This window comes from Microbacterium oryzae, from assembly GCF_009735645.1.
Taxonomy (GTDB): Bacteria; Actinomycetota; Actinomycetes; order Actinomycetales; family Microbacteriaceae; genus Microbacterium; species Microbacterium oryzae.
The window spans coordinates 20,919-32,654 of record NZ_CP032550.1 but is presented as its reverse complement, the minus strand read 5'-3'; the positions used below and the strand labels follow the sequence as shown (position 1 = coordinate 32,654).

The window sequence follows — 11,736 nt, the reverse complement described above, 5'->3', positions numbered from 1 at the left end:
GCCTACGTGCCGATGATCGCGACGAGCTCGTCGAGAAAGCCGGCGAAGTCCGTGCCGCGGCGCAGCAGCCGCTCCACGTTCTCCCGCTCGCCGAACACCTCGACGAACTGCTCGAACACGGTCTGGAATGCCTCGCGGTCGCTCTCGCTGAAGGCCGCGAACGCGACCACCTGCACGCGGCCGTCGCCCCACGGCACCGACGGCTCGGCGATGCCGATCGCGATGGCGGTGCGGGCGGCGGTCATGCGCAGGGCGTGCGGCACGGCCAGCGCATCGGTGAAGGCGGTCGACGACATCCGCTCGCGCGCGATCGCCCCGGTCACGTAGGACTCGTCGATCACACCGCGCTGGACGAGCAGCCCTCCCAGCGCGCGGATGATGCCCTCCTCGCCGGCGGAGCCGTCGAGCCCGCGGAGGAAGGCGCCCGCGTCGAAGTACCGCTCGAGCTCCGCGCGCAGCCGCGAGAGCCGCCGTCCTCGCCGCAGGCGCGCCGCCGCCTGCATCACGCGCTCGACGTCGCCCTCGGTGAGGAACGGCCGGATCCGCACGATCGTCTCCGACGGCGTCGGCGGCTCGATCGTCGTGAGCACGAGGTCGGTGGCGATGGCCTTCCAGTCGGGGTCGACGCGCGTGACGACGTCGGTCACCTCCACCGCCTGCCCCAGCGAGCGCGCCACGCTCGAGCGCAGCAGCTCATGCAGCTCGTAGTACCCGGGGCACACGATCGTCGCGGTGAGCCGCGCGTCGTCGTGGCGCTCGCGCTCGAGCTCCCCGCCCACGTGCATGGCGATGTAGGCGATCTCGTCGTCGCGGATGGCCATCCCGAGCCGGTCGGACAGGTCGCCGGCGATCGAGACGGCGACCTCGAAGATGAGCGGGTAGGTCGCCTTCAGCGAGCGCGTGAGCGGGTTCCGCGACCACGCGCGCTCGCGCGCGCGGTGCGCGAGGTTCTGCACGTGCAGGGCCAGGCGCTCCACGAACTCCTCGCGGCCGAGATCGACGAGGTAGGCGCGCGACACGTGCGCGACGGCCGCGCGGACGGCCTCCTCCACGGCGGCGTCGACGCCGCTCGTGCCGGCTTCGCGGGAATCCGGCACGACGACGCGGGTGAGGAGGAGCGACGCGAGGTGCAGCCGGTCCCCTGCGCCGAGAGCGGCGTCGAGCTCGCGCTCGGCGAGCCGGCCGACGACCTCCGCCAGCCGCTGCTGCTCGGCCGGCGGCTCGCCGTGGACGGTGTCGAGAGAGCGCCCCTGCCGCGCGCGGTCGACCGCGATGGAGACGTGCAGCGTGACGTCGGCGACGGCGAACTCGTTCACGAAGTAGCCCAGGTCGCCGAGCTCGGCGGCGAGCGCGGCCTTGAAGCGGCCGAACGCCTCCGCCGGCACCGCACTCGTGCCGGCGATGCGGCGCAGCGCCTCGAGGTCGAAGGCGCCGTCGGCCATCTCGTCGTGAGCGAGCGACGAGAGCAGGCGCCGCCGCGCGAGCTCCGTCCCGACCAGCACGACGCGCGCCCCGTGCCGCTCCAGCGCCAGCTCCCCGCCGCGGACGAGCGCGCGCACGCGCGCGAGATCGGACTCGACCGTCGCCTCGCTGACGTGCAGCTCCTCGGCCGTGCCGTACAGGTCGATCCCGCCGTCGGCGTCGATGAGCGCGTGGATGAGCCGTCGCAGGCGCTCGCGGGGAGCGCTCGCCGGGGGCTGCTCGCCCTCGCGCAGGAGAGCGGCGCCCGTCGGGTGCACGCGGTAGCCGGCCGGACCCGAGGCGACGACCGGATGGCCGGGGACGCGCCCGTTCACCGCGGTGACGTACGAGCGGATGCTGCGTGGCGTCACGCCCAGCCGGTCGGCGAGCGCGGCGGCCGTCATCCATCCGCCGTCGCGGAGGAGGATCGCCACGAGTCGATCCTGACGCTGCCGCGACATCCGCACCCCCTCCCGCGCACCCCGCGACCAGTCAATCACGCGGCGGCTGGCCCTTTCCTCGGGGGCGGAAGAAAGAGTGCCTTGTCCCACGGGGCCGCGCTGGGAAGGATGAGGGTCAGGAGGCGTCGGTCGATGAGGATCTTGGTGGTGTGCGGGGCGGGAGCGTCCAGCACGTTCGTCGCGCACCGGCTCAACCGCGCAGCGCGTGCCGCCGGGCTCGATCTCACGGCCTTCGCGGGAACGCAGGTCTCGCTTCCGGTCGACCTCGACGACGCGCACGTCGTCCTGGTCGGGCCGCACCTGGAGACCTCGCTCGACGCGATCCGGGAGGCCGCCGCGCCTCGCGGCGTCGTCGTCGTGCCGCTCCCCGACGACGTCTTCACCGATACCGACGGCACGCGCGTGCTCGCGCTCGTGCAGGCCGCCGCCGACCCGGACGCGCCCGCGTCCGTCTGAACCGCAAGGAGCTCACATGTCCGCTGTCACCCGCACCGTGAAGATCGCCTCCTCCCACGGGCTCCACGCGCGTCCCGCGAAGCTCTTCGCCGAGGCCGCCAAGAACTCCGGCCTCAGCGTGCAGATCGCCAAGGGCGACGGCAAGGCCGTCAACGCCGCGAGCATCCTGGGCGTCATCTCGCTCGGCGCCAACACCGGCGACGAGGTCACGCTCACCGTCGAGGGCGACGGCGCCGAGAGCGTGCTCGACACGCTCGCCGCTCAGCTCGAGACCGACACGGACGCCGCGTGATGCAGGAGCTCCGCGGCGTCGGGATCGGTCAGGGCGTCGCGCAGGGCCCCATCGCCCTGATGGCGGCGCGCCTCGAGCCGCCGCGCGACGAGAAGAGCACCCGGGACGCCGACGAGGAGAAGGCCGCCGTCGCGACGGCCGTCGCGGCGGTCGCCGCGGAGCTCAACGCACGCGGCGAGCGCGCCGGCGGCGCCGCGCGCGACGTGCTGGAGGCGCAGGCCATGATGGCCGAGGACCCGACCCTCGAGGAGTCCGTCCACGCGCGCATCGACGCCGGCAGCACGGGCGAATGGGCCGTGCACGCGGCCTTCGCCGAGTTCGCCGAGACCCTGCAGGCCATGGGCGGCTACCTGGGCGAGCGCGCGGCGGACCTCGCCGACGTCGCCCAGCGCGTGATCGCGCACCTGCGCGGCGTGCCCGCTCCCGGCGTCCCCGACCCGGGCCATCCGTTCGTGCTCGTCGCACCCGACCTCGCCCCCGCCGACACCGCCCTGCTCGACCTCGACAAGGTGCTCGCGGTCGTCACGACCGAGGGCGGCCCGACCTCACATACCGCGATCCTCGCAGGCGACAAGGGCATCGTCGCGGTCGTCGGCACCGGCGAGAGCGACGCGCTCGCCGACGGCGCGACCGCCATCGTCGACGCGGCCTCCGGCGTGGTGACCATCGACCCCTCGGCCGAGCAGCTGCAGGCGGCCGCCGAGCGCGCGGAGGCCCGCCGGGCCGCCGCGGGCGCGCCGATCACCCCGGGCGCCCTCGCCGACGGCACGCCCGTGCCGCTGCTGGCGAACCTCGGCAACCCCGCCGGCGCGGCCGAGGCCGTCGCGCTCGGCGCGGAGGGCGTGGGTCTCTTCCGCACCGAGTTCCTGTTCCTCAGCTCCGACGAGGCCCCGACCGTGGAGTCGCAGACCGCGTCGTACACCGCGCTCCTCGAGGCGTTCCCCGGTCGCAAGGTCGTCGTGCGCGCGCTCGACGCGGGCGCCGACAAGCCGCTGAAGTTCCTCACCGACGAGGGCGAGGAGAACCCGGCCCTCGGTCGCCGAGGGCTCCGCGCCCTGCGGCACCACGAGGAGATCCTCCGCGACCAGCTGACCGCGCTCGCGAACGCGCAGGCCGCGACCGAGGCCGACCTCTGGGTCATGGCGCCCATGGTCGCCACGGTCGAGGAGGCCGAGTACTTCACGCGGATCGCGCGCGAGCACGGCATCCGCACGGCGGGCGTGATGGTGGAGGTGCCGTCTGTGGCCCTCCTCGCCGACGCCGTCTTCGAGGTCACCGACTTCGGCTCGGTGGGCACGAACGACCTGGTGCAGTACACGATGGCCGCCGACCGCATGCTCGGCAGCGTCTCGTCGTATCAGGACCCGTGGCACCCGGCCGTCCTCCGCCTCATCGCGGAGATCGGGCGCGCCGGCGCGAAGCACGGCAAGCCGGTGGGCATCTGCGGTCAGGCCGCAGCCGACCCGCTCCTCGCGGTCGTGCTGGTGGGTCTCGGCGCGAGCACCCTGTCGATGTCGCCGCCGGCGCTCGTCGACGTGCGCGCCGAGCTCCTCAAGCACACGCGCGAAGACGCCCGACGCATCGCCGAGGCCGCGCTCGCCGCGCGCGACGGCGCATCCGCCCGCGAGGCCGCCCGCGCGGCGATCACCGCCTGAGCATTCCTCCCCAGCAGAAAGACGACACCATGACCGACACCAGCACCGCGGCGAAGCAGCCCGGTTCGCTTCGCGTGGGCGTGCAGAGGTTCGGCACGTTCCTCTCCGGCATGATCATGCCGAACATCCCCGCGCTCATCACGTGGGGCATCTTCACGGCGTTCTTCATCGCCGACGGCTGGACCCCGAACGAGGCGCTGTCGACCATCGTCGGGCCGATGATCCACTACCTCCTGCCCATCCTCGTCGCCTACCAGGGCGGCCGGATGATCTACGAGACCCGTGGCGCCGTCGTCGGAGCGATCGCCACCTTCGGCGCGATCGCGGGCTCCGACTGGATCATCGCGAACTTCAACGCCGCGCTCCCCGAGGGCGAGCCCGAGCTCGGGCAGATCCACATGTTCATCGGCGCGATGATCATGGGCCCGCTGGCGGCGTGGATCATGAAGAAGCTCGACGCGCTGTGGGAGGGGAGGATCAAGGCGGGCTTCGAGATGCTCGTCAACATGTTCTCCGCCGGCATCTTCGGCTTCATCGCCGCGGTGTTCGCGTTCTACGTCCTCGCTCCGATCGTCAACTGGATCATGGACGTCCTCAGCGGCGCGGTCGGCTGGCTCGTCGAGAACGGGCTGCTGCCTCTGACGAGCATCCTCATCGAGCCGGCGAAGGTGTTCTTCCTCAACAACGCCATCAACCACGGCGTGCTCACCCCGCTCGGGCTCGCGCAGGCCGACCAGGACGGCAAGTCGGTGCTGTTCCTCCTCGAGGCGAACCCGGGCGTCGGCCTCGGTCTGCTCCTCGCGTTCAGCGTCTTCGGCGTGGGCGCGGCCCGCGCCTCTGCCCCCGGCGCCGCGCTCATCCAGTTCGTCGGCGGCATCCACGAGGTCTACTTCCCCTACGTGCTCATGAAGCCGGCGCTCCTCATCGCCGTGATCGCGGGCGGCATGTCGGGCGTTTTCGTCAACGTGCTGTTCGGCACCGGCCTGCGGGGTCCGGCATCGCCGGGCTCGATCATCGCCGTGCTCGGCCAGACCGCGAGCGACAGCTACCTCGGCGTCATCCTCGCCGTCGTGGTCTCGGCCGCCGTGACCTTCGTCGTCGCGTCGGTCATCCTGCGCGCGAGCCGCAAGCGCGACCTCGCCGCCGAGGCGGCGGGCTCCGACGGCTTCGCCGACGCGGTCGCCCGCACCGAGGCGAACAAGGGCAAGAAGTCGAGCGTCCTCAGCGGCCTCGCCGGCGGAGCCGCGGGAGCGGCCGTCGCCACGCGGCCCATCGAGAAGGTCATCTTCGCGTGCGACGCGGGCATGGGATCCTCGGCCATGGGCGCCAGCGTCCTGCGCAACAAGATCAAGCAGGCCGGCATCTCCGGCGTGAGCGTGACGAACAAGGCGATCGCGTCGCTCGACGGCAGCGCCGACCTCGTCATCACGCAGGCGCAGCTCACCGATCGCGCCCGACAGCGCGAGCAGGGGGCGCTCCATGTCTCCGTGGACAACTTCATGAACTCGCCGCGCTACGACGAGGTCGTGGACCTCCTGCGCGCGCAGGCGAACGGCGAGACCCCGGCCGCGAACGACCCGGTGTCGACCGGGCGTCCGGTCGACGCGGCCGCCACGGGCGCGTCGACGACGGCCACGGGCTCGGTCACCACCACGGGCGCGCTCGGCGGCGGCCCCGCCCCCGCCGCGGAGGACTCCGTCCTCACACGCGGCAGCGTCCGCATCCACGCCGGCTCCGCCACGCGCGAGCAGGCGCTCCAGGAGGCGGCGGACATCCTCGCCTCGGCCGGCGCCGTCACCGGCGGCTACTTCGATGCGATGCTCGCGCGCGAGCAGACCGTGTCGACGTACATGGGCAACGAGTTGGCCATCCCGCACGGCACCAATGAGGCGAAGGACACCATCCTCGGCTCCGCGCTCTCGGTCGTCCGCTACGACGGCGGCGTGGACTGGGACGGTGACGCGGTGACGTTCGTCGTCGGCATCGCCGGCAAGGGCGACGAGCACCTGCGGATCCTGTCGAACGTCGCCGAGCTGTTCAGCGACGACGACCAGATCGCGCGTCTGAAGGCGGCGAGGAGCCCGGAGGAGCTCTACGAGCTCTTCCAGAGCGTGAACGGGGAGGACCGATGAAGGCCGTCCACTTCGGCGCGGGCAACATCGGCCGCGGCTTCGTCGGACTGCTGCTGCACGGGGGCGGGTACGAGGTCGTCTTCTCCGACGTCGCCGCCCCGCTCGTCGACGCCCTGGCCGCCGCCGACGCGTACACCGTGCACGAGGCGGGGCCGGGCGGCACCGACCGCGTGGTGACGGGGTTCCGCGCGGTGAACAGTGCAGACGACCCGCAGGCGGTCGCCGACGAGGTGGCCTCGGCCAATGTCGTCACGACCGCCGTGGGTCCGACGGTGCTGAAGTTCATCGCGCCGCACATCCTCGCCGGGATCGGTCTGCGCGCCCCCGACGCGCCGCCGCTGCAGGTGATGGCGTGCGAGAACGCGATCGGCGCGACGGATCAGCTGCGGGCGGAGATCGTGTCCCTCGCCGGCGCCTCCTGGGATGCGCTGGAGGGACGCGTGGTGTTCGCGAACACCGCCGTGGACCGCATCGTCCCCGGGCAGCCAGCGGACGGCGGCATCGACGTCACGGTCGAGCCGTTCTTCGAGTGGGCGATCGAGAGCGCGCCGTTCCACGGCGAGCTGCCGCACATCCCCGGTGCGCACTTCGTCGACGACCTCGCGCCGTACATCGAGCGGAAGCTCTTCACGGTGAACACCGGGCACGCGGCGACGGCGTACCACGGCGCGCGGGCGGGCATCGAGCGCATCTCGGACGCGCTCGCCGACCCGGCCGTCTCGGCGGCCGTCACCGGCGCCCTCGAGGAGACGTCGGCGCTCCTCGCGGCCAAGCACGGGTTCTCGGCCGAGGAGCTCGGGGCGTACCGCGCGACCATCCTCGAGCGCTTCCGCAACCCCGCCCTCCCCGACACCGTGCAGCGGGTCGGCCGGCAGCCGCTGCGCAAGCTCTCGCGTCACGAGCGCTTCGTCGGCCCCGCCGCCGAGGCCGTGGAGCGCGGCCTCGGCGCGAGCGCGCTGGTGGCGGCGATGGCGGCGGCCCTCGCGTTCGACGACCCGGCGGACGAGCAGGCCGTTCAGCTGCAGGCCCTGCTCGTCGAGCTCGACGCGGACGCGTTCACGGCCCAGGTGACGGGTCTCGAGGCGTCCCACCCGCTGTTCCCGGCCATCCGCGACGCCGTCGCCGCCCACCAAAGCGGTCTGACCGGCCCGGTCCCGGCCTAGCCCGGCCCGGTCCGGCATGTCTCGGCCCGGTCCGGCATGTCTCGGCCCGGTCCGGCATGTCTCGGCCCGGTCCGGCATGTCCCACTTGTGCACGTCATCCGCTTCGGATGAGGTGCACAAGTGGGACATGCCGTGTCAGGGGCGGCGGGAGCGCAGCGCCGCCCGCACGAGGGCGACGGCGCGGCTCCCGTCGCCCGCCATATGGTGATTGAGGATGCGGACGAGCAGCCATCCCTCGCTCTGGATGGCCTGCCACCGGTCGGCATCCCGGGCGAACTGCGCACGATCCTCGGCGTGCTGGCGCCCGTCGTATTCGACCCCGACCCGCTCCCGCAGGTACGCCTGGTCGAGGCGCGCGATGTGCGCGCCGCTCGCATCGCGCAGCTCCCAGTTCAGCTCGGGCTCGGGCAGCCCATGTGCGACGAGCAGCAGCCGCAGCTCCGTCTCCCGCGGTGACTCCGATCCCACGCGGACGTCGTCGAGCGCCCGCCGCGCCGTCGCCGTGCTGCCCATCACCGCGAGCTCGGCGCGCAGCTCCTCGATGGTCGTCCACGGCCGGTCGCGCCGCACGAGGTGGTCGCCCGCCTGGGTCAGCGCGAGCGACGTCCACATCGCGCTCGCCTGCCGCCAGGCGCGGACCGGGTGCTCGACAGGCAGCCCCGCGATCCGGATGATGCGAGGCTCCCGGGTCTGCAGTCGGTGTCCGTGCACGCCGCGCGTCCGGGGCTCGCGCGCGGGCCGGTAGGCGGACACGTGGATCTCGTCCGCATGGCGGCGCGGGACCGGGGCGCCGATGAGCCGCAGGGCGGTGCCGTGGCTCAGGAACTGGCCCACGGCCATCCGAACCGCCATCTGCCGGCAGCGCTCGAGGAACTCGTCGGGCACGGGATTCTCCGACGGCTCCTGCACCACGCCGTGGAATGGATGCTGAAGCTGCGCCGACGCGAGCCGGCTGCGCCCGATCCCGGCGGCCCGTGCCTCACAAAATGTGCGCGGCTCGGCGAGGAACGGCAGGGGGTCGCGCGGACGGGGCATGCTCCCACGGTGCCGTGTGCGCAGACGCGCGGCGCGCCATCCCCCGCCCGATGCACCGCGGCCCGCGCGTCACGCCCCTGTGCACACGGTGTCGAGGCTCAGACGCCCTCACCCGACCGCGCCATGTCCCACTTGTTCACGCCAACCGAGTGTCTTGACGTGAATAAGTGGGACATGCCGGACAGGGCGGGCGACCAGCGGGCGTCAGCGGCGGCGGCCCTTGCGGGCGAAGCCCTCCGTGATGAGGTCGATGAGCTCCTCGCGCTGCTCCACCGGAAGGAACGTCGCCGCGGCGGCGTTCAGCTGGAACTGCTCGATGTCGTCGAGCTCGTACCCGAAGGCGGTCGAGAGGATGGCCAGCTCGCGCGTCAGGGACGTCCGGCTCATGAGGCGGTTGTCGGTGTTCACGGTGACGCAGAACCCGAGCTGGTACAGCAGGTCGAACGGGTGGTCCTCGATCTGGTCGCCCCAGTGCGCGGCCGCGCCCGTCTGCATGTTCGACGACGGCGCGAGCTCGAGCGGGATCTCCCGGTCGCGCACCCACCGCGCCATGTCGCCGAACTCGACGAGCACCTCCTCGCCCTCTCGCGACACCACGTCGAGGTCGCGGGCGATGGCGAGGCCGTGGCCGAGACGGAGGGCCCGCGCGTCCAGCAGGGCCGAGCGGATCGAGCCGACGCCCGCCGCCTCCCCCGCATGCACGGTCACGGGCAGGAACTCGCCCGCGAGGTAGTCGAACGCCGCGCGGTGCGCCGACGGCGGGAAGCCGTCCTCGGGGCCGGCGATGTCGAAGGCGACGACGCCGTCCTGGCGGAACGCGACCGCGAGCTCCGCGATCTCGCGCACGCGGTCGCCCTGGCGCATGGCGGAGAGGATCTGGCTCACGCGGATGCTGCGTCCGGCGTCCTCCGCCGCGTCCTCGCCCTGCTCGATCCCGGCCTGCACGGCCTCGACGGCCTCCTCGAGCGACAGGCCGCCGTCGAGGTGCTGCTCGGGCGCCCAGCGCACCTCGCCGTACACGACGCCGTCGGCGGCGAGGTCCTCGACGTACTCGCGCGCCACGCGGGTCAGCGCCTCGCGCGTCTGCATGACGCCGACGGTGATCTCGAACGTCTTCAGGTACTCCACGAGGGAGCCCGAGTCCGCCTGCTCGGCGAACCAGATGCCGAGCGGCTCCGGCTCCGATGCGGGCAGCCCGATCTCGGTCCCCTCGGCCAGCTCGATGATCGTCGCGGGTCGCAGTCCGCCGTCGAGGTGGTCGTGCAGCGACACCTTGGGCAGGCCGCGCAGCTGCACGTTCTGCACGCGGGGCTCGGCGGTCGGTTCGGGTGCCATGGCGGCCTCCAGTCTCACGGGGATGGTCGGGGCCGCCTGAGCGGTCCGCTGTCGGTCAGGCCGAGATGCGCTCGCGGACGAGCGGTTCGCGGGGGGGAGCAGTATCGCCGATCTCGTACGCCCCGTCGAGGGCGTCCAGGGCGCGCTCGAAGCGCGCGCCGTCGTCCGCGCTGAGGGTGAACAGCGCCTGCCCCTCCGACACCGCGTCTCCGGGCTTCACGAGGAGGTCGATGCCCGCCGCATGCACCACCGGGTCCTGAGCACGGGCGCGTCCGGCTCCCAGCCGCCACGCGGCCAGGCCGAAGTCGTAGGCGTCCATCCGCGTGACGACGCCGGAGCGGGCCGCGGTGACCGTGTGGGTCTCGCGCGGCGCCGGGAGCGGCGCGTCGGGGTCGCCGTCCTGGGCGCGGATCATCCGACGCCAGGCGTCCATCGCGCGCCCGTCGGCGAGGGCGGCGTCCACATCGGCGTCGGGCTGTCCCGCGAGCGCGAGCATCTCGCGAGCGAGCGCCACCGTGAGCTCCACGACGTCCGCCGGTCCGCCGCCGGCGAGCACCTCGACCGACTCGCGCACCTCGTTCGCGTTGCCGATCGCGAGGCCGAGCGGCGTGTTCATGTCGGTCAGCAGCGCGGTGGTCTGGACCCCGGAGTCGGTGCCCAGGGCGACCATCGTCTCGGCGAGCTCCCGCGCGCGGGCGTAGTCCTTCATGAAGGCGCCGGTGCCGAACTTGACGTCCAGCACGAGGGAGTCCGTCCCCTCCGCGATCTTCTTCGACATGATGCTCGACGCGATGAGCGGGATCGCCTCGACCGTCCCGGTCACGTCGCGCAGCGCGTACAGCTTCTTGTCCGCCGGGGCGAGGCCGGTGCCGGCGGCGCAGATGACCGCGCCGACGTCGGCCAGCTGCGCCAGCATCTCGTCGTTGGAGAGCGCCGCGCGCCATCCCGGGATGGACTCGAGCTTGTCGAGCGTGCCGCCGGTGTGGCCGAGACCGCGGCCCGACAGCTGCGGCACTGCGACGCCGAAGGCCGCCACGAGCGGGGCGAGCGGCAGGGTGATCTTGTCGCCCACCCCGCCGGTGGAGTGCTTGTCGGCCGTGGGCTTGTCAAGCGACGCGAACGACATCCGCTCGCCCGACGCGATCATCGCATCGGTCATCACGCGGATCTCGTCGCGCTCCATGCCGTTGAGGAGCACGGCCATGGTGAACGCCGACATCTGCGCGTCGGCGACGTAGCCGCGCGTGTAGGCGTCGACCATCCACCGCAGCGCGTCCTCGGGGACGCGCTCGCCATCGCGCTTGGCGCGGATGACGTCGACGGCGTCGAAGGGCTCGGGTGCGCTCATCGCTCCTCCAGGTCTCGGGGTCCGAACGCGTCGGGCAGCACCTCTTCGATGCTGCGGATGCCCGACACGGTCTCCAGGAGCATCCCGGGGAGGGCGTGCTCGAAGATCAGCTGGCGGCAGCGACCGCACGGCATGAGGGTGCGGCCCTCGCGGTCCACGCACACGAACGCGACGAGCTGGCCGCCGCCGGTCATCGCGAGGTTCGAGATGAGCCCGCACTCCGCGCACAGCCCCACCCCGTACGAGGCGTTCTCGGTGTTGCAACCCGCGACGACCCGGCCGTCCGTCACGAGGGCGGCTGCCCCCACGGGGAAGCGCGAGTACGGCACGTAGGCCCGCGTCATCGCGTCGGTGGCGACGGCGCGCAGCTGATCCCAGTCGATGTCTGTCATGTGGTT

General features: G+C 72.9%; 10 protein-coding genes. 5 read left to right on the top strand and 5 right to left on the bottom strand.

Annotation, left to right across the window (positions count from 1 at the left end; all coding sequences use genetic code 11):
- Window positions 1-2 precede the first annotated feature (2 nt).
- Window positions 3-1,922 (bottom strand): BglG family transcription antiterminator, encoded by a 1,920-nt coding sequence (locus D7D94_RS00160; RefSeq protein WP_156240669.1) that lies wholly within the window; start codon window positions 1,920-1,922, stop codon window positions 3-5.
- A 132-nt stretch (window positions 1,923-2,054) separates the two neighbouring features.
- Between D7D94_RS00160 and D7D94_RS00155 the strand changes: the two genes are divergently transcribed.
- The 5 genes from D7D94_RS00155 to D7D94_RS00135 are packed head-to-tail and all read left to right on the top strand — an operon-like array spanning window position 2,055 to window position 7,620.
- Window positions 2,055-2,378 (top strand): PTS sugar transporter subunit IIB, encoded by a 324-nt coding sequence (locus tag D7D94_RS00155; RefSeq protein ID WP_156240668.1) that lies wholly within the window; start codon window positions 2,055-2,057, stop codon window positions 2,376-2,378.
- 16 nt (window positions 2,379-2,394) lie between these two features.
- On the top strand, window positions 2,395-2,670 hold the full coding sequence (locus D7D94_RS00150; protein ID WP_156240667.1) for an HPr family phosphocarrier protein: 276 nt from the start codon (window positions 2,395-2,397) through the stop codon (window positions 2,668-2,670).
- Entirely contained in the window at window positions 2,670-4,325 is a 1,656-nt protein-coding gene (ptsP, locus tag D7D94_RS00145; RefSeq protein ID WP_156243225.1) for a phosphoenolpyruvate--protein phosphotransferase, read from the top strand. Before D7D94_RS00150 ends, ptsP begins: the two co-directional genes overlap by 1 nt.
- Window positions 4,326-4,354: 29 nt before the next feature.
- Window positions 4,355-6,457 carry a PTS mannitol transporter subunit IICBA gene (locus tag D7D94_RS00140; RefSeq protein WP_156240666.1) on the top strand — a complete coding sequence of 701 codons (2,103 nt, stop codon included), beginning with the start codon at window positions 4,355-4,357 and terminating at the stop codon, window positions 6,455-6,457.
- Window positions 6,454-7,620, top strand: a complete 1,167-nt coding sequence (locus D7D94_RS00135) for a mannitol-1-phosphate 5-dehydrogenase (protein ID WP_156240665.1) — start codon at window positions 6,454-6,456, stop codon at window positions 7,618-7,620. Before D7D94_RS00140 ends, D7D94_RS00135 begins: the two co-directional genes overlap by 4 nt.
- A gap of 135 nt (window positions 7,621-7,755) precedes the next feature.
- On the opposite strand, the gene D7D94_RS00130 is transcribed toward D7D94_RS00135, so the two are convergent.
- From D7D94_RS00130 to D7D94_RS00115, 4 genes are all read right to left on the bottom strand, one after another.
- Entirely contained in the window at window positions 7,756-8,655 is a 900-nt protein-coding gene (locus D7D94_RS00130) for a DUF559 domain-containing protein (protein WP_156240664.1), read from the bottom strand.
- Window positions 8,656-8,859: 204 nt separating this feature from the next.
- Entirely contained in the window at window positions 8,860-9,990 is a 1,131-nt protein-coding gene (locus D7D94_RS00125; protein ID WP_156240663.1) for an adenosine deaminase, read from the bottom strand.
- A 55-nt stretch (window positions 9,991-10,045) separates the two neighbouring features.
- Window positions 10,046-11,338 carry a thymidine phosphorylase gene (locus D7D94_RS00120; protein ID WP_156240662.1) on the bottom strand — a complete coding sequence of 431 codons (1,293 nt, stop codon included), beginning with the start codon at window positions 11,336-11,338 and terminating at the stop codon, window positions 10,046-10,048.
- On the bottom strand, window positions 11,335-11,730 hold the full coding sequence (locus D7D94_RS00115) for a cytidine deaminase (RefSeq protein WP_156240661.1): 396 nt from the start codon (window positions 11,728-11,730) through the stop codon (window positions 11,335-11,337). Before D7D94_RS00115 ends, D7D94_RS00120 begins: the two co-directional genes overlap by 4 nt.
- Window positions 11,731-11,736 lie beyond the last annotated feature (6 nt).